We start from the raw sequence: 24,251 nt of genomic DNA on the forward strand, positions 1-24,251 counted from the left end.
AAAACAATACCCTTTGTGAGAAAAAATTAACCCCAAATCCATTCCATCATTTAACACGCGTGTCTCAAATTTCAAAAATGTCTAAAACGCCATAGTCGAAAAATAAGCTAAAAAGAGCGGAACAGAAATCTAAAGTCACAAAGTAGATTTCGATGCTCCGCTCTTCTAAAATAATGCGATTGGTCTTAAAGAGGCTCAATCAAAATATTTAAAGCCCAAATGTTGCTTTAATTAGAGAAGTTGTTTCTCCACCAGGATAAAGAACATATAAAAGAATATAAACAGCTACACCTGTAATAGCGGTAAAAAACCAAACTACCGATGCAATAGGCCCCACTTTTCTATGTACATTGTATTTGTCTCTTAATCCCGTAATAATTTGTACTAAACCTAACACACCACCAACTGTGGCAAGTGTAATATGAAATATTAGAAAAATCGTGTAATAAACTTTGACGGAAGCAGGCCCACCAAAAGCAGTGTTACCGATAAATATCGTACGACTCGCATAAATTAGAAAGAACGTCACTGCAAACACTGCTGCCCATAGCATTGTTTTTTTATGCTGCTCGATGCGACGTTTCCATATCAAGCGCCAACCTATCGCAACTAATATGGCACTGATAACAATACACGTCGTACTTATTGTAGGTAAAATAGGTACATTCATGATATTCATTCCTCACTCGTAATCTTTTTAAATCATTTTAATTAAAGAGATAACGACAACAAGAGCAAAAAACAGAACGAGGTAATTTAAAGAATAGATAAACATCTTTGTTGCCCATTTTGTTTGATTCGTTGACGTTTTAAAACTTGTCAATCCTAATAATATCCACCCGATATTCAATAATGATGCTAAGACAATAAATACACTACCTAATTCGTGCATTAAGAACGGAAGTGGCAAGAGTAAAACCAACCACAAAAACATACCTAAACGTGTACGCTTAAATCCTTTAACAGACGGCAACATAGGAACTTGAGCCATCGCATATTCATCTTTACGCTTAATTGCGAGTGCATAAAAATGAATAGGTTGCCAACAAAATACAACTAAAAATAATGCCCATGCCATCAAGCTAAGTTCGCCGTTGATTGCAACCCATCCAATTAAAGGTGGTACCGCTCCAGGGAAACTGCCAATGACAGTATTCCATGTTGTATGACGTTTTGACCATATAGAATAAAATGACACATAGCCGACAATACCTGTTAAACCAATCACGCCAGCCGGCATATTAATCATAAACAATAAGATTTCACCAACAATCATCATTCCAAAACTTAATAGAAGTAACTGACGGTTTGAAATACGATCGTTAACGGTCGGTCTATTTTGTTTACTTGGCATCACTTGGTCGATATCTTGGTCATAATAATTGTTAAGTGCACATGCGCCTCCCATTACGAGTGTTGACCCCAACATCATAATAATAATTTGCGGAATAGAAGCTAAAAACGCATGATGAGACATCACAATCGCTAACCAAGCACCCGCAAATGAAGGAATTAAGTTGCCTTGAACAAGACCTAACTTAATAATTTGTTTCAGTTCCTTATAAGTGATGCGGCCGGAAGTGTGTGATATAACTTCTGACTTTGCCATCAATTCCCCCCCTTTTTCAAATAACATATACACCAATGATATATGAAAGGCGTAAGAATGACCAGTTTAAATAAGAAAAATTTGTGACACTTTATCGACATTCTGAAAAACTTCACTCTAAAATCACATTTTCATGTAAGCTTTTTGATATAATGGCAGTAATGTAAATTAATAAAAATGATTTACTATTTTATGTAATAGTGGGGTGTTTGAGATTGTTTAATAAGCGAAACCTAAAGTGGCTAGCTGTCGTATCAACATTGATAATGACTTGGGTTCAACTTGGTGGTGCACTCGTTACAAAAACGGGCTCAGAAGATGGATGTGGATCTGACTGGCCACTATGCCATGGTGCTTTCTTGCCCCAAAATCTACCTATAGATACCATCATTGAATTGAGTCACAGAGCAGTATCTGGTTTATCAGTGATATTTGTAACATGGCTCGTCATTACCGCTTGGAAAAATATCGGTCATATTAAAGAGGTAAAACCTTTAAGTCTTATTAGTATCGGTTTCTTACTTATTCAAGCTTTGGTAGGGGCTGCTGCTGTCGTTTGGCAACAAAATGATTATGTTTTAGCACTACATTTTGGTATTTCGTTAATTAGTTTTTCATCAGTCTTTGTTTTAACATTAATTATTTTTGATTTAGACCAAAAATATGAAGCGAATAAGGTACATATTAAAAAACCACTTCAAGTATACACTTGGGTGATGACTATCATTATTTATTTAACCATTTATACAGGTGCACTTGTACGACACACGGATTCTAGTCTCGCATACGGTTCATGGCCTATACCATTTAATGACATTGTCCCACATGATGTACATGATTGGGTACAACTCGCTCATAGATTTATGGCACTGATTGCCTTTATCGCAGTCCTTGTTGCTTACATTCATGCGGTCAAATATTATCCGAATATCCGAACAATCCAATACGGGTACACTGCAAGTTTTATACTGATTATTTTACAAGTAACAACTGGGGCATTATCTATCGTTACAAACGTTAATTTAATCATTGCATTATTCCACGCCTTATTTATCACGTTGCTCTTTGGACTAATCAGTTATTTCCTTCTACTTATATTGCGGTCAAATCGCGGAGAACAATAACACAATTTGCATCTAATCATTTTATTTAACATAAAAGCTAATTCCCTTTTTAAAAGTTGGGAATTAGCTTTTTTATTGTAGAAATCGCTACAACTCGAAATATTTTATGATTCTGCTTCTATCTCAATAAGTAAATCTTGAGATTCAATACTGTCATTAGCTGAAACATGAACTTTTTTGATTGTTCCTTTAAAAGGTGCTTGAATAGTAGTTTCCATTTTCATAGCTTCACTAATAATCAATGACTGTCCTGCCTCAACTTGCTCACCTTCAGCTACTTTAACTTCTATAATTGTCCCCGGCATCTGTGCACCAATATGTGATGAATCTGCTTTATCCGCTTTCGGTTTCGCTAGATGAGAAGCTTGAATGTTTTCATCTTTCACTTGAATACGACGCGCTTGTCCATTCATATCAAAGAAGACAGTTCGCACACCATTTTCATCAGGATTTGTAATTGTTTTAAGTTGGATAATTAAAATTTTACCTTTATCAATCTCAATTTCTATTTTTTCATTATCTCTCATGCCGAAGAAGAATGTTGGTGTATCTAAAATAGCAACATTACCAAACTGCTCATACGTTTTAACATATTGCTCGTACACTTTTGGATATAGCGCATAACTAATGAGATCTTGCTCTGTCACCTTTTCTTGTTGCTTTTCTTGCAATTCTTCACGGAGTGCATCAAAATCGATTGGCTCTAAATATTCACCAGGACGCTCAGTGAGTGGCGCTTGTCCTTTCAATATAACACGTTGCAAATCCTTATTGAAGCCATTAACAGGTTGCCCAATCTCACCTTTAAAAAATGACACAACAGATTCTGGAAAATCTAATTTATGCCCTTGAGAAACAACATCTTTTTCGTTCAACTCATTTTGAACCATATAAAGCGCCATGTCACCGACAACTTTTGAAGATGGCGTTACTTTAACAATATCACCAAATAAGAAATTCACGCGACGGTACATGTCTTTCACTTCACTAAAACGTTCACCTAAACCTAAGCTTTTAGCTTGTTGACGAAGATTTGAATATTGGCCACCTGGCATTTCATGTTGATAAATTTCCGTATGTGGCGATTTCATATCACTTTCAAAATCACTATAGTATGGACGTACTGCATCCCAATAATGAGAAAGTGTTTCATGACCTTCGATGTCCATACGAATCTTACGCTCAAAACCACTCATTGCGTAGTAAATTGAGTTACTACTTGGTTGACTCGTCAAACCTGACATCGCAGCAACCGCAGTATCAATAATATCTACGCCAGCATCAATAGCTTGCTTGTATGTTAAAATGCCGTTTCCACTTGTATCATGTGTATGCAAATGAATAGGAAGATTAACTGTTGCCTTCAGTTCACCAATTAATTCGTATGCAGCTCTCGGTTTTAATAAACCAGCCATATCTTTAATGGCTAACATATGGAAGCCTTCTCTTTCGAGTGTCTGTGCCATCTTCACATAATAATCTAACGTATAAACATTCGAACGTTCTGGGTTTAAAATATCGCCTGTATAACAGATCGTCCCTTCTGAAATTTTGCCTGCTTTTTGAACCGCTTCATTCGCAATTTTCATTTGCTCTACCCAGTTGAGTGAGTCAAATATTCTAAAGACATCAATACCCGCTGCAGCACTTTCTTCAACAAACTTTTGAATGACATTGTCTGGATAATTTTTATATCCTACAGCATTTGACGCACGTAATAACATTTGAAATAGTACATTCGGTATCGCTTTTCTTAATTTATCTAAACGTTCCCACGGATTTTCTTTCAAAAAGTTATAGGCTACATCAAATGTAGCACCGCCCCACATTTCAAGTGAAAAATTGTCTTTCATCACATTGGCTGTTTCAGGCGCAATTTTCAAAAGATCATGTGTCCGCACGCGTGTCGCTAATAAAGATTGGTGCGCATCTCTAAACGTCGTATCTGTTAATAGGACTTCATCCTGCGCTTTAACCCAATCCGCAACAGCTTGGGGACCTTTCTCATCTAACAACTGTTTCGTCCCTCTTAACTGGGCAATTGCTTTCGTATCAGAAGTCGGAATATCAGGGTGTTCAAAATTTGGTTTTGGTCGTTTCTCTACATTCGGAAAACCATTTATTGTAACATTACCGATATATTCTAATGTTTTTGTACCTCTGTCGCGCGAAGGTTGAATCACAAATAGCTCTGGTGAAGCTTCAAGAAACTTCGTTGTGTAATCGCCAGATGCAAATTGGGCATGATTAATGACGTTACGCAAAAATGGGATATTCGTTTTTACACCCCTAATACGCATTTCTTGTAATGAGCGCTCCATCTTTTCTCGTGCTTCCTTATAACTGATGGCGTGTGTTGATACTTTAACAAGCAATGAATCATAATAAGGTGAAATTTCTGCACCTTGGAATGCATCACCTGCATCTAAACGAACACCAAAACCACCACTTGAGCGATAAGCTACGATGCGACCCGTATCAGGCATAAAATCTTGAGTAGGATCTTCAGTCGTGATTCGACATTGTATTGCATAACCTAAAGTATGAATCTCATCTTGGCGGGGCATTGCAATCGCTTCATCATGTAGAGACTCACCGTCAGCAATCAAAATTTGTGTTTTAACAATATCAACACCTGTAATCATTTCAGTAATCGTATGCTCAACTTGAACGCGTGGGTTTACTTCTATAAAGTAAAAATCGTCACCAGAAACTAAAAATTCAACGGTTCCTGCGTTGACATATTTAATCTTTTTCATTAAATCGACTGCCGCATCACAAATACGCATTCTTAATGACGTCGATAAACTTACAGAAGGTGCCACCTCTACCACTTTTTGATGACGACGTTGGACTGAGCAGTCTCTTTCATATAAATGAATGATATTGCCTGCTTCATCACCAATGATTTGTACTTCAATATGTTTTGGATTATCAATAAATTTTTCAATGTAAACTTCACTATTACCAAATGACTTTTCTGCTTCGGACTTGGCACGTGTAAAGGCTTCTTCAAGTTCTGATGCTTCTTTTACAATCCTCATCCCTTTACCGCCACCACCGCTTGTCGCTTTAATCATTAACGGGAAGCCTGCTTCTTCCGCAAATGCTTTAGCTCGTTCAAAATTGTCAACCGGGCCATCTGTTCCCGGTATCACGGGTAGCTCTGCTTTAATGGCTGTTTCACGGGCTTTGACTTTGTCACCAAACATATCTAAATGTTCGAGGTGCGGTCCAATGAAGATAATATCTTCTTCAGCACATCGTTTTGCAAAATGCATATTTTCACTTAGGAAGCCATAACCCGGATGAATAGCATCAACATCTGCATCTTTTGCCACTTTAATGATGCGTTCAATATTTAAATAACTTTCTGATGGCCCAAGATCTTCGCCAACTAAATACGATTCGTCTGCTTTGTATCTATGTAATGAACTCATGTCTTCTTTTGAATATATTGCAACCGTCTGAATGCCTAACTCTGTCGCCGCTCGGAAAATACGAATAGCAATTTCACCACGATTAGCTACTAATAGCTTATTGATGCGTTTCATTTTATAAGCCTCCTAAATAGTTCGAAAATTCGAAAAATACAATATTAATTATAACAAAAATAGCTCAGTATTTTAAAGTGTCAAGTTTAAAAATCATTTGTATTTTAAAATCAACTATCAAATTTACGATAAATAAAACTTATCATTTACAATAATTTATACAAATGGATAAAATCATTTTATCTGTTATCGTGATTGATGTCAAAAAGAAAAGTGATCTTTAATGGCGTTTGCCATTGTATAAAGCTATTTAAGATATAAAAAAAGTGCATAAAAACGATATTTAAAATTAAAATTTCGCTTTTATGCACACATGCTTTTAAATTTGTGAAGTTCTTTGAGATGGCTAGATTTTATTTTGTTTTTCATAATAACGTTGCTTTGCATCGTCGTATTTAATTTGTTTGGCAACAATTAAAAGTAATCCCATCGCAGCACTTAAGCTGAGCATAGATGAACCACCAAAACTAATAAATGGAAGTGGCACACCTGTTAATGGAATTAAGCCTGAGATACCGCCTAGATTAACAAATGATTGTAAGGCAATATAACTTGCAATACCTACACAAACTAACTTATAGAAATATGATTTTGTTAGTGATGCAAGCTCAAAAGCGCGATAAACGATAAAGAAAATCAAACCGATTACCAAAAACGCACCCACCAAACCAAGTTCTTCACATATAATAGCGAATATAAAATCGGTATGGGGTTCAGGTAAATAACCCAGTTTCATAATACTATTTCCAAGGCCTCGACCAAACAAGCCGCCGTTACCTATTGCTAATAGTGAGTTAGAAAGATGGTAACCTATACCTGATTCATAGTTAAATGGATTTTCCAACGCGCTAAATCGTGCAGTCAAGTATGAAGGTAAAACATTAATTCTAAAAATAACAATAATGATAATGACTACAATTAATGCCCCTAAAGCGTATGAACCAATCTTAATTAGGTTTTTGACACCAATACCTGAATAAACGATAATACTAAAAAATATAGCACCAGTGAGTAACGTTTGACCTACGTCTTTTTGTAAAAGGACGAGACCTAAACAAAAACCTACAAATAGGATTGGCCATAAAATAACAGAAGGATTTCGCTGAATTTCGAAACGCTTTCTTTCTATAATATATGGAACATATAAAATAATTGCGATTTTTAATAACTCAGAAGCTTGTAAATTCATAAATCCTAAATTCAACCAACTTTTAGAACCGTTAATTTCAGATCCAAATGCAAGTGTCGCAAAAAGTAAGAATATAATCATCGCCATCATGCCGAGTTGTACATTACGTTTTTTTAAGATTTTAACATCCATAATGTAAGCCATGAAGAATACAATACTAAAACCCATCAATACGTAAATAATCTGTCTTGTATAAAAATATGTTCCAGCCACCGGTCTACCGCCTGTTAAAGTTCCTCGTGTCGCAGCTACCATACTTGCACTGTAAACCATTGTTAATCCAATAAAGCAGAGTACAAGATATGTAATTAATAATGGAAAATCGATATATTTAGAGGATCTCAAAATATATCGAAATAATCTTTTCATATTATTCATATGTTAATTCATCCAATTCATCGCACTTACGATGCGAAAAACGTGCTACACTTTGTACCGATAGCAAACGTTAGACACGTGTAAATGCTTCGTGTAATTTTGATAACTCTTTTTCTAAACGTAACATTAGCTTTTTGCCATCTTCTTCACTCACAAGGCCAAGATTGACTGCAAAATCAACTTCTTTTTGTAAGCCGTACATTTGTGTATCTAAAACTTCCTCATATAAAGGACATTGAGGTAATGTTAAATTATCTATTTGAACTTTAATTAGTTGCAAAATACGTTCTGCATCTTTATTCAACTGGTCATATGCAACATTGCTCATATGTTGTTGCTTACTCATGACAGCGTCCCCCCATAAATTTTCTTTTATAGTAAAAATTTTATCTTATCGGATATTAAAAAGCAAGTAAATTTAGTATGCCTCATTCCTAAGTATGATAAAATGAAATTAGCTAAATTGAGGGAGTGTTTAACAATGATTCAGATTAAAGGTGCTGTTAAATTTCCAATCACGCTTGATAGTACGACTTGGATTTTTGACGATCGAAAAGTAACATTAGAAGATTTAGAAAAAGGCGTCTTTGAAGGTCAAAAACCGATTCAATTTGATGATAATAGAGAATGGAATCGAGCTATATTAGAAGGCCAAACCAATCCACCTACACTAAACTCTGAGATTGATTATAAAAAGCGCGCTGTGTTACAAGGTTCATTTGCTATTAATATGACACCTTTTTTCAAAAATGCAGAGCCTCTTAAAGAGGCCACTATTATTCGTCTGTCTAATGCGGAATCTCATATCGATATCCCTTTTGAACTTCTACCTTATCTCTTTTTCCAATTTGCCAAAGAAGGCAAACGTTTATATGAAGATAATGGCATCGACAGCTTTGTTTACACAGTAGAAGATGGCTATCAATATGAATTCAAGCATGCGACTCATATCGAGGTGCGTTAATTTGTGGAAAGTGAAATGTGTGATATGTGATACTGAAGTTTTATTGGATGAGCACACACGTTTAGCAAAACGATTGAAAAACAATCCAATTAAAACATTTATGTGCGATGAATGTAAAAGTCGCTTAGATACACCTAAACAGCGACCAATTTCATCACCTCACACGCAATCTTATCATTCGAAATAAAAACAAGAGCGACAATCACAAGATAGTGATGTCGCTCTTTATTTCTATAGTTTATGCTTCTTCTTTTTTAGGATATGGGTAAAAACCTGAAGCAAATGCTTCCCATAATCTCTCAGGTAATTGGTGTTTATCTTCACGTTCTGGATCGAAATATGAAATGATTTCATCCGTTTGACCAGATTTAATTTTTGAAATGTATGCTGGATCGAATAATAGCTCACGTCCAAGGCACACTAACGGAACGCCTGTACTCAATGCACTTACCGCATCATCAGCAGTAAAGATGGCACCGACACCAATTAGTGGCATACGATTGTTAATCCAATCAAGCAATAGGTCGATACGTTTTTGACCTTTATATTTACCCTCGCGTGTTACTGAGTGAATATCCATCAGTGAAACGTGAAGATAATCAAGTGGTTTTTCAATTAACTCACTCACTAAACGTTGTGTGAGTTCCATTGAAATTCCTGGGTCTTCCGCTTCCTCTGGTGAAAAACGATAACCTACAATAAAGTCATCTGGTGCTTCTTCATTAACGACACGTAATACTTCATTAACAACAGCCATAGGAAAACGAAGAGGCTCGCCCCACTCATCTTCTCGACGATTATAAAATGGAGATACAAACTGATGGATGAGATAGTGATTCGCACCATGAATTTCAACGCCATCAAATCCAGCTTCAATAGCTAGTGAAGCTGCTTTACCATAATCAACAATAGCTTGTTGAATTTCTTCAACAGTCATCGCACGCACTTCGTGTGGTTCTTTGTGACCAAAACCACCTGTTGAAAGTGCGCTAGGTGCTTTTACATCACCATTAGGAACCAATTCTGGCAAAGCTTTAGCGCCCCCGTGGTGAATTTGGATGACTGCTTTAGCGCCTCCTTTTTTCATTGTACGCGCTAGTTCTTTCAATCCAGGTAAATCTTCTTTTTTCGATACTGATGGTTCACCAGGAAATGCTTTACCTTCAATATTGATATAGCTTGCAGCTGAAATAGCTAAACCTACATCTTTTGCTCGAGGTTCAATATAACCCAACTCTGTAGAAGACGTTTTCCCATCATCATTTGACAACGTATGTGTTAACGGTGCTAAGACAAATCGATTTCTTAATGTGCTTCCGTTAGGTAATTTTAGTGACTCGAATAATGGCTCAAACTTTTGCTCCATTTTAACTCCTCCTCAAATGTGTTCGAACACATTTTAATACAAGACCGATTATAAATAAAATAAACAGCTTATATTAAAACAAATTTACTCTTATTTAAAAAATTCGCTATTTTCAATTAATCAAGTACATTTAGTTAACAATGCAAACACAATAACGATTGTAAAGAATTTCTGTAGACACTTCTCACCTATAATAAAAAGAGCAAGACGTTAAAATCAAATCGATTTTTGTCTCACTCTTTTAAATGAAAGTTACATCATTACGATACACATTGACTTAAATGCTTCGTGTATCATGCTACATGTTATCTAACCAGTCTAATCCACACATCCTGATTAGCAACTTTCACCTGTCGCATTTTATTAATTGTCTTCTGATTCCATCATTTGTTTAATACGTTTGGCTTCTTTTTCACGTAGGCCTTTATTTAAAATTTTCTTTCTCAATCTAACGTTTTCAGGTGTTACCTCTACCAATTCATCATCGTTAATAAACTCTAACGCTTCTTCTAACGATAACTTACGAGGTTTTTTCATTGTTTCTGTTTGATCTTTTGTCGCAGAACGTACGTTAGTTTGATGTTTAACTTTAGTAATATTGACAGTCAAATCATTTTCTCTATTGTTTTGACCTACAATCATCCCTTCGTATACATCTGTTCCAGGTTCCATAAAGTTAATACCACGGTCTTCTAAACCTAAAATCGCATATTCACTTGCAGATCCTTGGTCCATAGAAACTAACACACCGTTACGACGTCCACCAATACGACCTTTAATACGAGGTCTAAATTCATCAAATGTATGGTTAATGATACCGTAACCACGTGTCATAGACATGAATTCAGTTGTATAACCAATTAATCCACGCGCAGGTACGTTAAAGATTAGACGTGTCAATCCATTATCTGTCGTTACCATATCCACCATTTCACCTTTACGTTGACCTAAAGACTCAATCACTGCACCTGAATATTCTTCTGGCACTTCAGCTTGAACACGTTCAAATGGTTCATATAACACACCATCAATATCTTTTAGAATAACTTGTGGTTTTGAAACTTGTAATTCAAAACCTTCACGTCTCATATTTTCGATTAAAATTGATAAGTGAAGTTCCCCACGTCCTGCAACTGTCCATGCATCTGGTGAATCTGTTGGGGTAACTTTCAATGATACGTCTGTTTCAAGTTGGTTGTCTAAACGTTCTTGAATTTGTCGTGCCGTTACAAATTGACCTTCCCTACCTGCAAATGGTGAATTATTCACTTTAAAAGTCATTTCAAGTGTTGGTTCATCAATACGTAATACAGGTAATGCATCTTGATGATCTTGTGGTGTAATTGTTTCACCTACGTTAATGTCTTCCATACCTGAGACAGCAATCAAATCACCTGCATAGGCTTCTTGAATTTCTTCTCGTTTTAAACCAAAATAACCAAATATTTTAGTCACACGGAAATTTTTAACTGAACCATCTAATTTTAATAATGATACGCTTTCACCGACGCGCATAGTCCCTCTAAACACACGCCCTATTCCAATACGACCTACATAATCATTATAGTCAAGCAATGCAGGTTGGAATTGTAAAGGCTCGTCACGATTATCTATAGGTGCTGGAATGTATTCTAAAATCGTTTCATATAAGCTTTGCATATTTTCATCTTGTTTTTCAGGATCAAGACTTGCAGTACCATTAATCGCAGAAGCATAGACAACAGGAAACTCAAGTTGATCATCATTTGCATCAAGTTCAATGAATAAATCTAAAACTTCATCCACCACTCCCTCAGGACGTGCTGAAGGTTTATCAATTTTATTCACAACAACAACAGGTTTCAAGTTCTGCTCTAATGCCTTTTTCAAAACAAATCGTGTTTGTGGCATTGTCCCCTCATATGCATCTACAACTAAAACAACACCGTCTACCATTTTCATAATGCGCTCAACTTCTCCTCCGAAGTCAGCGTGCCCAGGTGTATCTAAAATATTAATACGTGTGTCTTTATAGTTAACTGCTGTATTTTTCGCTAATATTGTGATCCCACGTTCTCTTTCTAAGTCATTAGAATCCATCGCACGTTCTTCAACATGCTCATTTTCACGAAAAATACCAGATTGTTTTAATAGTTCATCAACCAATGTCGTTTTACCATGGTCTACGTGAGCGATAATCGCAATGTTACGAACATCTTCTCTAAATTTTGTCATACTTTAATTCCTTTCTCGGGTAAATTACCACTTTCTTTTACAACTCGTTTATTATATCATAGAAATGAAATGAAGAAATAGAGTTAGGTGGGATTAAGATGAAAAAATCTCAATCAATTTTTTTATTGCTATCAATTCTTGCAATTTTCTTTTTAACGATGTTTAGCTTTGCAATCGCTGCAACCAATGTATTTTGGATGATCGTCACATTTATTTTAATGGTAGCAACGTTTGGTGTAGGCTTTTCTTTAAAAAAGAAATACCGTGAAAATGATTGGCTATAACAACCACGAATGACTGCATCTTTTAATAAATTTAAGGGCTGAGACACATTGATGTCCCAGCCCTTTGTTTATACCCATTTTACTTGTTTTTCAACTTTTCATGCAAAGCTATGAGTGTCTCATCATACTGACGTAAATAATCCTGTCGAATTGCTGTGTGTACTTTTTTATTTCCTACGAGAACAGAATTTGGATACGTCATTGCTAAAGGTTCACCTAAGAAATTTGTCGAAATCCCGCCAACTTCTTCTAATATAATGATGCCCCCAGCGTAATCCCACGGTTGTAAACGTGGTGTCATATATGCGGCAAGCTGCCCTGTAGCAACATATACAATTTCGAGTGCTGCTGAGCCATATGCGCGTGCACTTCTTGAGTCACTTACGATAGGTACTAACATTGTGCTTAATTTAGGTTTTGTGAGCCAATTCGGATTCATCCCAATAATACTCTCACTTACGACGGTATCCTCTAAAAGAGGTAAAGGTTCTTCATTCATCAATGCCCCTTTACCTGATTCGGCATGGTAAAGTACATCTCTCATCACATCATAGACAAACCCTGCATAAGGTTTCCCTTCTTTAAAGATACCTATTGATATTGCAAAGTTTTCACTTTGATGAATAAAGTTTAACGTACCATCAATCGGGTCAATCACCCAGACAATGCCTTCAGTCGTTTCAATGTCATGACCGTGGCCTTCTTCACCAATAATGCGATGATTTGGATAGCTCTCTTGGATTTGACTCACAATAAACTGCTCTGTCTCTTTATCTACATTCGTTACTAAATCATTGGGGTTCGACTTAGCTTCAATTGCAAGTGTGTCACCCATCTTTTTTCTAATATTATTTCCTGCTTCTAAAACTAAACTTTTCGCAAAATCATATAAATGCATTCGACTCACTCCTATTAATTTCATTATACACTAAAATGGGGCAAGATGAATGTTTCGTAGTTCGGTATATGCTACAATGAAATCAGTTCAACACGGATACATAAGGAGGCGTATGATGACAAAATATACGTTTAAACCCAAAGATTTTAAAGTCTTTGAAGTAGAAGGTCTAGATGCAAGAATGGAAGCTTTAGAACAACAAATTCGACCTCAATTACACGCACTTGGAGATTATTTTACGGATTATCTTGAAACTTTAACTGGCGATACTTTTTATGCACATGTAGCTAAACATGCTAGACGTACAGTCAACCCGCCCAAAGATACTTGGGTCGCTTTAGCAACAAATAAACGAGGTTATAAAATGATGCCTCATTTTCAGATTGGCTTATTCGAAGATCACTTGTTTGTCATGTATGGACTTATGCATGAAGATAAAAATAAAGCTAAAGATGTTGAAGTATTTGAAAACAAATTCGAAACGCTTCTTGATCTGCCTAGCGACTTCCAAATATCTTTAGATCATACACAGCCTGATAAATCTCGTATACAAGATTTATCAAAAGAAGAAGTTCAAAAAGGCATCGCACGCGCTAAAAATGTTAAAAAGGGCGAGTTTTTTGTAGCACGTGCAATCCCTCCTCAATCTGAGCATTTGAAAACGGATAAAGCATTTATTGCCTTTTTAGAAGATACATTTAAGCATCTTTTAAAATTTTACGGTTAGTGGAAAGCATACACGCCATAATAAAAAGACTTGGTCACAGCCAAGTCTTTTTATTATTACTTATCATCTCGATCTAAATCATCTAATCTTTTTAGTGATTCATCTCTATTATTTTGATACTGATTTCCGTTATTTTCTGTATGTTGTGCTTTGTTGTGATCAATTTCCCTATCTTGTGGTTCATGTACAACATTTTGTCTATCCTGGTGACGTTGTGCTTCAACATCTTGAGGATTTTCTTGATATTGTTGTGAACGGTGTTTAGGATTTTGAAAAATGTAGTTTCCACTTTTTGGCTTGCGGACAAGTAACATAATACCTGCGATTAACCACAAAATCCCTGAAATCAAACTTGCGCTTAAAAATACACCTGTTGCAGCAGCTATGATCAGTAATATCCCTGCTAAAATAGGCTTTTTAAACAAGAATACAGCCACAAGCGCAATAACTAAAGGAACAAGAAAAGTAATCAATGAAGTTGGATTAATACTATTCAATTGAGATGCATCTTGACCGGTCATCTCAATTTGTTGTTGGAATTCTGGATTCTTAAAAATAGCAATTGCACCAATAATAAAAATGACCCAAATCGCGTGTAGAACAATACCTACCCACGTTAAAATTTTCTCTGCTGTACGCTTAAATGGTACTTTTGCATCATTTTTATTGACGATGCGTTCATGATTTTCATGTTGATTATAAACATATTGATCTGACATATTAAAACCTCCTTATTGACTGTATTGCCTTTTTTCAAGCTTGTAAACCCATAATAATTAATATTATCTGTAGTGCTAAATTTTTTTGGGGTGTCTAACACAAACTTACATCATTTTACAATAAAGCCATAAGTTTCATCTTCTATTAATAAAAATAAAATCAATATCTTCGACGTCATACACGGGTTGGTACCCAACGTCAAACGGACACCTAAAATTAATGATATATTAAAATAGATAAGATTTAAAGATAATTATATTAAAATTTGAATAAATAGACTAAACCTACAATTTATTGAGACTTTTATTATCATATTCGTTGCAAAGTATATTGGCAAGCTTGACCTATTTTCTACATTATTAAAAGGCACTTATTCCGATGTTCATGTCTAATCTCAAAGCGATACTAAAATCTAACTTTTAATGATTAAAGGCATGCACTGAAATAAGTGCCTTTTTTATTTTGCGATTCGAATAACTTATTGCTTTTCGTCTTCTTGCTGGCTGTCTTCAGCAGACTGTTTCGGTCTGTCTTGTTGCAGTTTCAAACGATTATCGTAATTTTGGCGACGTTGTGTCGATGCACTCACTCTATGCTTTCTTTGTTCTTTTTCATACGCCTTACGTGCTTTTTTCTCTTCTTTACGTTGTGCTTTGCGTTCTGCTTTCTCTTGCTTACGTTGTGCTTTAAGCGCTTCAGGTGATGTAACCGTATCAGCCTCAACATATTCTTCTGAAGCCGTTATATCATTTTCCACATCTTGTTCAGCCTCAGTATGGTGTGACATTGTACGACTATCATATATGAGAGTGTCGTCTTCTGCATCATTGATATCATGTGCTGATTGTTCATTCTCATTTTTCTTAATCGGCTTATGATTATACTTTGCAGACCGTGATAATACGACCGGTTCGTCATCAGATGTACCCTCTTTTTCAGCATGCGTTTCCTCATTCTCCACATTGACGTGTACCGGTTGCGTAAGAGGCATATCCCCCTCATCTTCATCATACGTATTCTCTCTATATGATGGATAGCCACCCATTTCTTGGTACATAGGTACAAGTTCATACTTTTCTTTTCTTCCAAACATCATTAGTGCAACAATAAAAAAGAATAATGGAACTAAAATAAAAAATAATGGTAATGTAATAATCGCTACTAACAAAAATAGTAGTCCTGATACAATACGATGATTCATTGAAATCAATGCTAGGAATGAAATCAATAGACATACGATTAAATATACGATAAATGCCCATACACCGTTCTGTAACATAATCACAAGTTGGGTTGCATTTAAATTATTACTCGCTAAAAAATCTTGCAAAGTGGCGTTATTGGCAACCCCATTTTCTAGCCTTTGAATTGAATTCTCGTTACTAAAGAGAACCAAGCCAAAAAACATCGCCACAACTGTAGCACCTAATAATAAAATCCAACTCAACCAGCCAAGAATCTTCTCAGCAAGGCGATTTACAGGACGACTGATTTGTGTATATGCTTCTCCAGTCATGCTTCCACTCCTCTTATTTATCTTACTCATTTAATTATAACTAAACTCAATTGAAATCACTAGAATCATAATGCCATTTTGAAATTCAGGAAACGCTCATTGTATTCATTTAAAACATCTGGCCCTAAATCTTTGTATACTTCAAGACGTTTTTGCTCTTGTCGTGTTGGATAAACACGATGATCGTGACTCATTTCTTTTGGCAATAATTTTCTAGCCGTTTGATTGGGTGTACCATAACCCACCCATTCGGTATTTTGCTTACTCACTTTAGGATCCAACAAAAAGTTAATAAATTGATGTGCTCCTTCAACATTTTGTGCAGTTTTAGGAATGACCATATTATCAAACCATAAATTTGAACCTTCTTTTGGCACGACATAGTCAAAGTCATCGTTTTCTTGAAACAATGGTGCTGCCGAACCGCTCCAAATGACGGCAACATTCGCCTCATGTTGCTCAAGCATCATTTTTATTTCATCGCCTACAACACCTCGAATATTAGGAGAAAACGTTTTTAAGTTTTGTTCTGCCGATTTTAAATGTGCCGCATTCGTATCATTTAAACTATACCCCAAACTATTGAGGGATAGACCCATAATTTCTCGGGCGCCATCCACCAATAATACATTGTTTTTTAACCGTGGATTTTTTAAATCATTCCAACTATTAAAATCAATATCAGGATATTTTTCTTTATTATATAAGATGCCGACTGTACCAAAGAAATATGGAATCGAATAAGTGTTTTTAGGGTCAAAAGGCTGATTCATATAATGCGGGTCTAGATGCTTCATGTTTGGAATTTTTTGATGGTCAAGTGGACGCAATAAATGCGCTTTACTCATTTTTTCTATCGTGTAATCACTCGGAAAGGCCACATCATAATGCGTTCCGCCATTGCGAATTTTTGCCTCCATCGCTTCGTTAGAATCAAATGTTTCATAAACCACTTGTATCCCTGTTTTGTGTTCAAATTGCTGAATTATTTCAGGATCAATATATTCTCCCCAATTGTAGACGTACAGCTTTTCCTGTTGCTTACCACCAATTTCATCATGGTTAATCCAATACCCGACACCCAAACTGATTAAACCCAGTAAGAGTGCGCCACCAATGAGTTGTATCAATTGTTTCATATCGTCACACCTCTTTTACTGGATTGCTTCTTCTGTTTATGGCGTTGTATCAACTGATAGCTGATTAAGCCAACCATAATCAATGCAAATAAAATCGTAGAAATTGCATTAATTTCCATACTCACACCACGTCGTGCCATCGCATAGATTTCAACAGATAAAACACTAAAGCCGTTACCTGTCACAAAGAAACTAACTGTAAAATCATCCAGAGAATAAGTTAACGCCATAAAAAAGCCGCCAATAATTCCCGGCATGATATGCGGAATGAGCACCTTACTCAATAATTGAAACTCTGTAGCACCTAAATCACGTGCTGCATTCATGATTGAATCATTCATTTCGTATAATTTTGGTAAAACGATAATGACGACAATAGGGATACAAAAGGCAATATGTGAAATGAGGACAGATGTAAAACCTAATCCATATCCAGTAAAATGACCAATCGCTGTAAACATAATTAAAAATGAAGCTCCGATTACAACATCAGAAGAAACCATTAAAACGTTATTTAAAGTGAGCAATGACATTTTTAATGTTTGGTTCCGAAGTTGGTACAACAACAATGCTCCAAAAACACCAATTATGGTTGCAATACTCGCTGCTAATAACGCAACCGCAATCGTATTAAAAACAACTTGCAAGAGATGTTTATTTTGAAATAAAGCTTGATAATGTTCCCATGTAAACCCTTCAAAATGTGTCATATTCCCTGCACTATTAAATGAATACAACATTAAAAAGAATATCGGCAAATACAAAACGACTAATAAAGTGTACAAATAAGTTTTACCGTACCATTTCATTTTGATGTGCCCCCTTTTTGCTTACTTCGTGTTAATACCATGACAAATGCCATGAATAGCACTAAAAATATTGCAATTGTTGAGCCCATACCATAGTTTTGTATCACCAAAAACTGTTCTTCAATCGCTGTACCAATATTAATCACTTTATTACCGGCAATCAATCTTGTAATCATAAATAAAGATAATGCAGGAATAAAAGTCACTTGAATACCTGTTTTTACACCTTCAGCCGTTAACGGTAATAAAACTTTTCTAATCACCGTCGCTCGACTTGCCCCTAAGTCTTGTGCTGCAAAAAAGAGTTGATCAGGGATATCTTTCATACTGTTATAAATTGGAAGTAACATAAACGGAATATAAATATATGCCGAAACAAAGATAAAGGCTGGCGCTGTGAATAGTATAGGCTGTGCTGGTAGATGAAAGGACATCAAAATTTTGTTGATAAATCCATCATGACTGAAAATACCAATAAATGCATATGTCTTAAGTAGTAAATTCATCCATGTTGGTATAATCATGATTAACAACCAAGTGGCTGCATTTTTAGATTGTTGAATAAAATACGCAGCCGGATAACTGACTAAAAGACAAATCAAGGTAATTATAAAGGCATAAATAATAGATTCACCGAGCATCATCATATAATGTGCTGTTAAAAATCGACGATAATTCATCAAAGTAAAGTGTCCATTTTCATTGACGAATGAAAAATAAAGGAGTAAAACGACAGGTATGATAATGAAGAAAACCATCCATAGCAAATAAGGGATAGCGAGCCAACGATTAATGTGTTTCATAGTTTAATTCTCCATAACCTTCTATTCGTTTATCAAACTCTTCTTCAGTTTCACCCGGCACCATGATATGAATCGCTTCTGGCTCAAAGTCGAGTCCCACACGCGCTCCTATATTTGCATTTTTAGTCGATTGAATTGTCCATTCATACCCTTTTCGATCTTCACATATCATTTCGTAATGTACACCTCTAAATAGCGAACTCGTCACAGTCGCTTTAAAAAGCCCTTTTTCTTCAGGAACAACTGTAATATCTTCTGGTCGAATAACGACATCGACTTGCGTTTGTGATGGGATGTCTTTATCTACACAATCAAAGTTTTGACCATAGATATTGACGATATAGTCCTCCATCATAACACCCTCAACGATATTCGATTCACCAATAAAATCTGCCACAAATCGATTGACAGGCTCATCATAAATATCAAGTGGTGTTCCAAATTGTTCAATTTTTCCTTCACGCATGACGAAAATGAAGTCGCTCATCGCTAAAGCTTCTTCTTGATCATGTGTTACGAATACGAAAGTGATTCCAAGTCGTTTCTGCAACGCTCTTAATTCATATTGCATTTCAGTACGCAATTTCAAATCTAATGCGGATAACGATTCATCGAGTAGTAAAATCTCTGGTTCATTGACAATTGCACGTGCTATCGCAATACGTTGTTTTTGTCCACCACTTAATGCATGTATAGAACTTTCAATATATCTTTCAAGTTTTACTAATTTAAGTGCTTCTTTTACTTTTTCATCAATTTGTTGCTTATTTAGCTTTTTTAATTTCAAACCAAATGCCACATTATCATATACATTTAAATGTGGAAATAAAGCATAATCTTGGAAAACGGTATTGACTTGTCGCTGATTTGCAGGCCGTTGATTAATATTTTTACCTAAATACACAATTTCTCCCACGTCCGGTGATTCAAACCCGGCAATCAGTCTTAGCATCGTCGTCTTACCACATCCTGATGGCCCAAGTATAGTATAAAAATAACCAGATTCTATCTCTAAATCGACTGCATCTAAAATTGTCGTTTCATCATACTTTTTAGTAATCTTCTTAAAAGATAATAACTCACTCAATTCTAAAACCCTCCTATAAATATGATGATGTAGCAACAATCATCAACTTTGCACAAACATGACCCGCATTAGATAAACGGTGTGTGGCATGTGCTTTAAAATAAAGTGCATCCCCCGGTTCAGCAGTATATTGATGATCGCCTAAAGTTAGTGTAACCTTCCCTTCTAAACAATATACAAATGTGTCAGAGACAGAAGGCTGAAAATCTTTATATGACGCATAAGGTTGCAATGTCAGTAATAAAGGTTCCATATCAAACTCATTCGAACGTTTTACTGGCCATTGTAAAAAATACCCTTTTTCATCTTCATCATAAGTCAGTTGCTCATTTTTTGGATAATGTACTTTTGTGACGTATTTCGTATCAAAAAATTCTTTTGGAGAAGTACCTAACACTTCTAGAATATTTAAGAATGTTTCCATGCTTGGAGAAGTTTTATTACTCTCAATTTGAGAAATATAGCCCTTAGATAAATCTGTCCTTTCACCAAGCTCTTCTTGCGTTAAATTTTTTAAGCGTCTCAAGTTTTTAATCTTTTGACCAATCTCCATAAAGTTCCTCCACTCAAAAAAGCGACTTGTTTACTTTTACTAAACATTTTGTTTAATGCTTAATAAAAATAACAAATCGCTCACGAAATTACAATAGTTTTTTACTTGTTTGATAAAATTTCTTGATCCGGATTTTCTTTAGCTTGTTTCATTACAAAATAGCTGTCATAGCCACTGTGCTTTCTGAAATCCTCAAAAATACGTTTCTCATCAGCTTTACCAGGAACAACTGCTTTAAAACGACGATAACGTGCCATTAAAACTTCTCTTGCAATATGTTGTTCATAGTAGGATTCAATCGCATTAAAAAATGTAATGACATCCATAATTTCATCTTTTGACCAGTCCATATCAATCGGATAATGATAATCCATTCTAGCGCCTCCTTAAAGTTGGAATCCATTCCACACATCTCGTTGTTCATTCTAACATTGTTCGAGAAATGAAAAAAGGGACTGAAACAGTGATGTTTCAGTCCCTCGTCTATATAACTATTATTACATTGTATGGATTGGTAATCCTAAAGCTTTTTCAGCTGCTTCCATGCTCATTTCACCTAAAGTTGGGTGGGCATGTACAGTTAAAGCGATGTCTTCAGCGTTCATACCTGATTCAATTGCTAAACCTAGTTCAGCGATCACATCTGATGCACTTGTACCTACCACTTGCGCACCGATTAATGTGTCATCTTCTTTAAGTGTAATCAATTTAACGAATCCGTTTGTATCATCTAATGATAATGCACGGCCGTTTGCTTGATAAGGGAATTTAGAAGCTTTATATTCGATCCCTTCTTCTTTAGCTTGTGCTTCAGTATAACCCACTTGTGCCAATTCAGGTTCAGTGAAACATACCGCTGGCATACCAATGTAATCTACTTCTGCATTTTGTCCAGCAATCGCTTCAGCAGCAACTTTTGCTTCATAACTTGCTTTGTGTGCTAATGGTAATCCTGGAACAATATCACCAATTGCATAGATACTATCAACAGAAGTACGGCTTTGTTTATCGACTTCAATTAAACCACGATCTGTAAGTTTAACGCCTGCTTCTTCTAAACCAAGCTCGTCTGTATTTGGACGGCGACCTACAGTTACTAATACGTAGTCAGCTTCGATTGTTTTTTCTTCGCCTTTAACTTCATAAGTCACTTTAACGCCATTTTCAGTTTCTTCAGCAGATTTAGCTAAAGCTTCAGTTTCGATCTTCATACCTTTAGCTTTCATTTCTTTCTTAACTGGCGCAACCATTTGTTTTTCGAAACCGCCTAAGATTTCTTTTGCACCTTCAAGAATTGTTACTTCAGTACCGAAGTTCGCATAAGCAGTACCTAATTCTGAACCGATATAACCGCCACCAACAACGACTAATTTTTCTGGTACTTCTTGTAAGTTTAATGCGCCTGTTGAATCAAGAACACGACCACCAAATTCAAAATTAGGAATTTGAATTGGACGTGAACCTGTTGCAACGATAGCATTTTTAAAGTTGTAAGTTTGTGCACTTTTTTCATCCATAACACGTAAGCTGTGTGCATCAACGAAATAAGCTTCACCTTTAACGATTTCAACTTTATTACCTTTTAATAAAGATTCTACACCGCTTGTTAATTTGTTAACAACTGAACCTTTAAAAGTTTGAACTTTACCGAAGTCTAAAGAAACATTTTCTGCTGTAATACCAAGGTCTGAACCGTGTTGAGCTTGCTCAAAGCGGTGAGAAACATTTAATAACGCTTTAGAAGGAATACAACCTACGTTTAAACACACACCACCTAAGTTACCTTTCTCAACGATTGTTACTTTTTGACCTAATTGTGCAGCACGGATTGCTGCAACATAACCACCAGGACCTGCCCCAATGACAATAGTATCTGTTTCAATTGGAAAATCTCCGACTACCATATTTTACCCCTCCATTAATAATAGTTCTGGATTGTTTAATAAACGTTTGATGTGGTTCATAGCATTTTGACCTGTTGCACCATCGATTTGTCTATGGTCAAAGCTAAGTGATAATGCTAATACAGGCGCTGCTACAATTTCACCATCTTTTACGATAGGTTTTTGTGCAATACGGCCAATACCTAAAATAGCAACTTCTGGATGGTTGATAACTGGTGTGAACCATTGACCACCTGCAGAACCAATGTTACTGATTGTACATGTTGCGCCTTTCATTTCGTCAGAAGTTAATTTACCATCACGAGCTTTTACAGCAAGTTCATTAATTTCATCTGAAATTTCGAACATTGATTTACGGTCTGCATTTTTAACAACAGGCACTAATAAACCTCTTTCTGTATCTGCTGCAATACCGATGTTCCAATAATGTTTATGAACAACTTCACCTGCTTCTTCATTAAATGAAGTGTTAAGTGCTGGGTATTTTTTCAATGCAGAAACTAATGCTTTCACAACATATGGTAAGAATGTTAATTTTGTACCTTGCTCAGCAGCAATTTCTTTAAATTTCTTACGGTGATCCCATAATTCTTGAACATCAATTTCATCCATTAATGTTACGTGAGGTGCTGTATGTTTAGAGTTAACCATTGCTTTAGCAATTGCTTTACGCATTGCAGGGATTTTTTCAGTTGTTTCAGGGAATTCACCTTCAGTTGAAACTGTTGATGCTGCTGGTGCTGCAGATTCTTGAGGTGCTTCAGATGCTGATGCACTTTGTGATTCAGGTGCTGCTTGGCCACCACCATTAATGTATGCATTTACATCTTCTTTAGTAATTCTACCATTTTTACCTGTACCATTTACAGCTTTAATGTTGACATTATTATCGCGTGCATATTTACGTACAGACGGCATTGCTTTAACGTGTCTATTTTCATCGACTTCACCAGCTTCTTGAGGTGCTGCAGCTGGTTCAGCTTTTGCTTCTTCTTGAGGTGCTTCTTCTGCTTTATCAGAACCACCGTCGTGACTATGACCGCCTTTGAATTCCATTTCTTCAGCATCAGGTGCGTCAATCATTACAATTGTATCGCCGACTACTGCAACTGTTCCTTCTTCAACGAGTACTTTTTCTACAGTACCGCTTACAGGTGATGGAATTTCAACAACTGATTTATCATTTTGTACTTCACATAATACGTCATCTTCTTCAATAGTATCTCCAGCTTTAACAAACCACTTTACGATTTCACCTTCGTGGATACCTTCACCAATATCGGGTAATCTAAATTCAAATGCCACGTTGTTTCCTCCTAAAAATCAATTTTTAATAATAAGTTATCCACACAGATTTAGGAGAAGAAACGGTCGACCGTTTCATTCTCCATTTGTGCCTCTGTGACTTTCTCG

General features: G+C 35.9%; 23 protein-coding genes. 5 read left to right on the plus strand and 18 right to left on the minus strand.

The window, feature by feature from the left end; genetic code table 11:
* Positions 1-208 precede the first annotated feature (208 nt).
* Positions 209-670 (minus strand): DUF420 domain-containing protein, encoded by a 462-nt coding sequence (locus C1H58_RS06120; RefSeq protein ID WP_050331335.1) that lies wholly within the window; start codon positions 668-670, stop codon positions 209-211.
* Between the two features lie 27 nt (positions 671-697).
* On the minus strand, positions 698-1,609 hold the full coding sequence (cyoE, locus tag C1H58_RS06125) for a heme o synthase (RefSeq protein ID WP_060830082.1): 912 nt from the start codon (positions 1,607-1,609) through the stop codon (positions 698-700).
* Positions 1,610-1,824: 215 nt separating this feature from the next.
* Here cyoE and C1H58_RS06130 point away from each other — a divergent pair, with 215 nt between their 5' ends.
* On the plus strand, positions 1,825-2,733 hold the full coding sequence (locus C1H58_RS06130) for a COX15/CtaA family protein (protein WP_050345800.1): 909 nt from the start codon (positions 1,825-1,827) through the stop codon (positions 2,731-2,733).
* A 104-nt stretch (positions 2,734-2,837) separates the two neighbouring features.
* Here C1H58_RS06130 and C1H58_RS06135 read toward each other — a convergent pair whose 3' ends face one another.
* The 3 genes from C1H58_RS06135 to C1H58_RS06145 all read right to left on the minus strand — a co-directional run bounded on the left by C1H58_RS06135 (position 2,838) and on the right by C1H58_RS06145 (position 8,200).
* The gene (locus tag C1H58_RS06135; RefSeq protein WP_165545662.1) at positions 2,838-6,287 is read right to left on the minus strand and encodes a pyruvate carboxylase; all 3,450 of its coding nucleotides are present in this window, start codon (positions 6,285-6,287) and stop codon (positions 2,838-2,840) included.
* Positions 6,288-6,633: 346 nt separating this feature from the next.
* The gene (gene ftsW / locus C1H58_RS06140) at positions 6,634-7,854 is read right to left on the minus strand and encodes a cell division peptidoglycan polymerase FtsW (RefSeq protein ID WP_050331339.1); all 1,221 of its coding nucleotides are present in this window, start codon (positions 7,852-7,854) and stop codon (positions 6,634-6,636) included.
* A 70-nt stretch (positions 7,855-7,924) separates the two neighbouring features.
* Complete coding sequence (locus C1H58_RS06145; RefSeq protein WP_050345802.1) at positions 7,925-8,200, minus strand: Fpa/YlaN family protein; 276 nt, start codon at positions 8,198-8,200, stop codon at positions 7,925-7,927.
* Positions 8,201-8,335: 135 nt separating this feature from the next.
* Between C1H58_RS06145 and C1H58_RS06150 the strand changes: the two genes are divergently transcribed.
* Both C1H58_RS06150 and C1H58_RS06155 read left to right on the plus strand, forming a co-directional pair.
* Complete coding sequence (locus tag C1H58_RS06150) at positions 8,336-8,818, plus strand: hypothetical protein (RefSeq protein WP_165545663.1); 483 nt, start codon at positions 8,336-8,338, stop codon at positions 8,816-8,818.
* Between the two features lies 1 nt (position 8,819).
* Positions 8,820-9,005 carry a DUF2197 domain-containing protein gene (locus C1H58_RS06155; RefSeq protein WP_050332208.1) on the plus strand — a complete coding sequence of 62 codons (186 nt, stop codon included), beginning with the start codon at positions 8,820-8,822 and terminating at the stop codon, positions 9,003-9,005.
* Positions 9,006-9,056: 51 nt separating this feature from the next.
* Here C1H58_RS06155 and C1H58_RS06160 read toward each other — a convergent pair whose 3' ends face one another.
* Both C1H58_RS06160 and typA read right to left on the minus strand, forming a co-directional pair.
* Positions 9,057-10,184, minus strand: a complete 1,128-nt coding sequence (locus C1H58_RS06160) for an NADH-dependent flavin oxidoreductase (protein WP_165545664.1) — start codon at positions 10,182-10,184, stop codon at positions 9,057-9,059.
* A gap of 363 nt (positions 10,185-10,547) precedes the next feature.
* Positions 10,548-12,398, minus strand: coding sequence for a translational GTPase TypA (gene typA / locus C1H58_RS06165; RefSeq protein ID WP_165545665.1), 1,851 nt, complete (start codon positions 12,396-12,398; stop codon positions 10,548-10,550).
* Between the two features lie 92 nt (positions 12,399-12,490).
* Between typA and C1H58_RS06170 the strand changes: the two genes are divergently transcribed.
* Entirely contained in the window at positions 12,491-12,682 is a 192-nt protein-coding gene (locus tag C1H58_RS06170) for a DUF5325 family protein (RefSeq protein WP_228480309.1), read from the plus strand.
* 79 nt (positions 12,683-12,761) lie between these two features.
* Here the strand turns inward: C1H58_RS06170 and C1H58_RS06175 are convergent, their stop codons facing one another.
* Positions 12,762-13,580, minus strand: coding sequence for an inositol monophosphatase family protein (locus C1H58_RS06175; protein WP_165545666.1), 819 nt, complete (start codon positions 13,578-13,580; stop codon positions 12,762-12,764).
* Positions 13,581-13,695: 115 nt separating this feature from the next.
* Between C1H58_RS06175 and C1H58_RS06180 the strand changes: the two genes are divergently transcribed.
* Positions 13,696-14,307: a YktB family protein gene (locus C1H58_RS06180; RefSeq protein ID WP_050331346.1), complete on the plus strand. Its 612-nt coding sequence runs from the start codon at positions 13,696-13,698 to the stop codon at positions 14,305-14,307.
* Between the two features lie 56 nt (positions 14,308-14,363).
* Here C1H58_RS06180 and C1H58_RS06185 read toward each other — a convergent pair whose 3' ends face one another.
* From C1H58_RS06185 to C1H58_RS06230, 10 genes are all read right to left on the minus strand, one after another.
* Positions 14,364-15,026, minus strand: a complete 663-nt coding sequence (locus tag C1H58_RS06185) for a DUF4064 domain-containing protein (protein WP_165545667.1) — start codon at positions 15,024-15,026, stop codon at positions 14,364-14,366.
* 479 nt (positions 15,027-15,505) lie between these two features.
* Positions 15,506-16,543, minus strand: a complete 1,038-nt coding sequence (auxB, locus tag C1H58_RS06190; protein ID WP_165545668.1) for a lipoteichoic acid stability factor AuxB — start codon at positions 16,541-16,543, stop codon at positions 15,506-15,508.
* A 65-nt stretch (positions 16,544-16,608) separates the two neighbouring features.
* Positions 16,609-17,682, minus strand: coding sequence for an ABC transporter substrate-binding protein (locus C1H58_RS06195; protein WP_165545669.1), 1,074 nt, complete (start codon positions 17,680-17,682; stop codon positions 16,609-16,611).
* Positions 17,679-18,491: an ABC transporter permease gene (locus C1H58_RS06200; RefSeq protein WP_050345810.1), complete on the minus strand. Its 813-nt coding sequence runs from the start codon at positions 18,489-18,491 to the stop codon at positions 17,679-17,681. The genes C1H58_RS06195 and C1H58_RS06200 overlap by 4 nt, the downstream gene beginning before the upstream one ends.
* Entirely contained in the window at positions 18,488-19,294 is an 807-nt protein-coding gene (locus tag C1H58_RS06205; protein WP_165545670.1) for an ABC transporter permease, read from the minus strand. Before C1H58_RS06205 ends, C1H58_RS06200 begins: the two co-directional genes overlap by 4 nt.
* Positions 19,281-20,381: an ABC transporter ATP-binding protein gene (locus tag C1H58_RS06210; protein WP_103356423.1), complete on the minus strand. Its 1,101-nt coding sequence runs from the start codon at positions 20,379-20,381 to the stop codon at positions 19,281-19,283. The genes C1H58_RS06205 and C1H58_RS06210 overlap by 14 nt, the downstream gene beginning before the upstream one ends.
* A gap of 13 nt (positions 20,382-20,394) precedes the next feature.
* A complete protein-coding gene (locus C1H58_RS06215; RefSeq protein WP_165545671.1) occupies positions 20,395-20,934 on the minus strand; it encodes a helix-turn-helix domain-containing protein in 540 nt (179 codons plus the stop codon).
* A 101-nt stretch (positions 20,935-21,035) separates the two neighbouring features.
* The gene (locus C1H58_RS06220) at positions 21,036-21,308 is read right to left on the minus strand and encodes a UPF0223 family protein (protein WP_050345812.1); all 273 of its coding nucleotides are present in this window, start codon (positions 21,306-21,308) and stop codon (positions 21,036-21,038) included.
* Between the two features lie 123 nt (positions 21,309-21,431).
* Complete coding sequence (gene lpdA / locus C1H58_RS06225) at positions 21,432-22,838, minus strand: dihydrolipoyl dehydrogenase (RefSeq protein WP_050331355.1); 1,407 nt, start codon at positions 22,836-22,838, stop codon at positions 21,432-21,434.
* A gap of 3 nt (positions 22,839-22,841) precedes the next feature.
* The gene (locus C1H58_RS06230; RefSeq protein ID WP_016424762.1) at positions 22,842-24,143 is read right to left on the minus strand and encodes a dihydrolipoamide acetyltransferase family protein; all 1,302 of its coding nucleotides are present in this window, start codon (positions 24,141-24,143) and stop codon (positions 22,842-22,844) included.
* Positions 24,144-24,251 lie beyond the last annotated feature (108 nt).

This window comes from Staphylococcus sp. 191 (assembly GCF_011174885.1).
Lineage (GTDB): Bacteria > Bacillota > Bacilli > Staphylococcales > Staphylococcaceae > Staphylococcus > Staphylococcus coagulans.

Bases quoted from the DNA above. Each gene is read 5' to 3' on its own strand.
- C1H58_RS06120 (WP_050331335.1), bottom strand. From the start codon at position 670: ATGAATGTACCTATTTTACCTACAATAAGTACGACGTGTATTGTTATC.
- cyoE (WP_060830082.1), bottom strand. From the start codon at position 1,609: ATGGCAAAGTCAGAAGTTATATCACACACTTCCGGCCGCATCACTTAT.
- C1H58_RS06135 (WP_165545662.1), bottom strand. From the start codon at position 6,287: ATGAAACGCATCAATAAGCTATTAGTAGCTAATCGTGGTGAAATTGCT.
- ftsW (WP_050331339.1), bottom strand. From the start codon at position 7,854: ATGAATAATATGAAAAGATTATTTCGATATATTTTGAGATCCTCTAAA.
- C1H58_RS06145 (WP_050345802.1), bottom strand. From the start codon at position 8,200: ATGAGTAAGCAACAACATATGAGCAATGTTGCATATGACCAGTTGAAT.
- C1H58_RS06150 (WP_165545663.1), top strand. From the start codon at position 8,336: ATGATTCAGATTAAAGGTGCTGTTAAATTTCCAATCACGCTTGATAGT.
- C1H58_RS06160 (WP_165545664.1), bottom strand. From the start codon at position 10,184: ATGGAGCAAAAGTTTGAGCCATTATTCGAGTCACTAAAATTACCTAAC.
- typA (WP_165545665.1), bottom strand. From the start codon at position 12,398: ATGACAAAATTTAGAGAAGATGTTCGTAACATTGCGATTATCGCTCAC.
- C1H58_RS06175 (WP_165545666.1), bottom strand. From the start codon at position 13,580: ATGCATTTATATGATTTTGCGAAAAGTTTAGTTTTAGAAGCAGGAAAT.
- C1H58_RS06180 (WP_050331346.1), top strand. From the start codon at position 13,696: ATGACAAAATATACGTTTAAACCCAAAGATTTTAAAGTCTTTGAAGTA.
- C1H58_RS06185 (WP_165545667.1), bottom strand. From the start codon at position 15,026: ATGTCAGATCAATATGTTTATAATCAACATGAAAATCATGAACGCATC.
- auxB (WP_165545668.1), bottom strand. From the start codon at position 16,543: ATGACTGGAGAAGCATATACACAAATCAGTCGTCCTGTAAATCGCCTT.
- C1H58_RS06195 (WP_165545669.1), bottom strand. From the start codon at position 17,682: ATGAAACAATTGATACAACTCATTGGTGGCGCACTCTTACTGGGTTTA.
- C1H58_RS06200 (WP_050345810.1), bottom strand. From the start codon at position 18,491: ATGAAATGGTACGGTAAAACTTATTTGTACACTTTATTAGTCGTTTTG.
- C1H58_RS06205 (WP_165545670.1), bottom strand. From the start codon at position 19,294: ATGAAACACATTAATCGTTGGCTCGCTATCCCTTATTTGCTATGGATG.
- C1H58_RS06215 (WP_165545671.1), bottom strand. From the start codon at position 20,934: ATGGAGATTGGTCAAAAGATTAAAAACTTGAGACGCTTAAAAAATTTA.
- C1H58_RS06220 (WP_050345812.1), bottom strand. From the start codon at position 21,308: ATGGATTATCATTATCCGATTGATATGGACTGGTCAAAAGATGAAATT.
- lpdA (WP_050331355.1), bottom strand. From the start codon at position 22,838: ATGGTAGTCGGAGATTTTCCAATTGAAACAGATACTATTGTCATTGGG.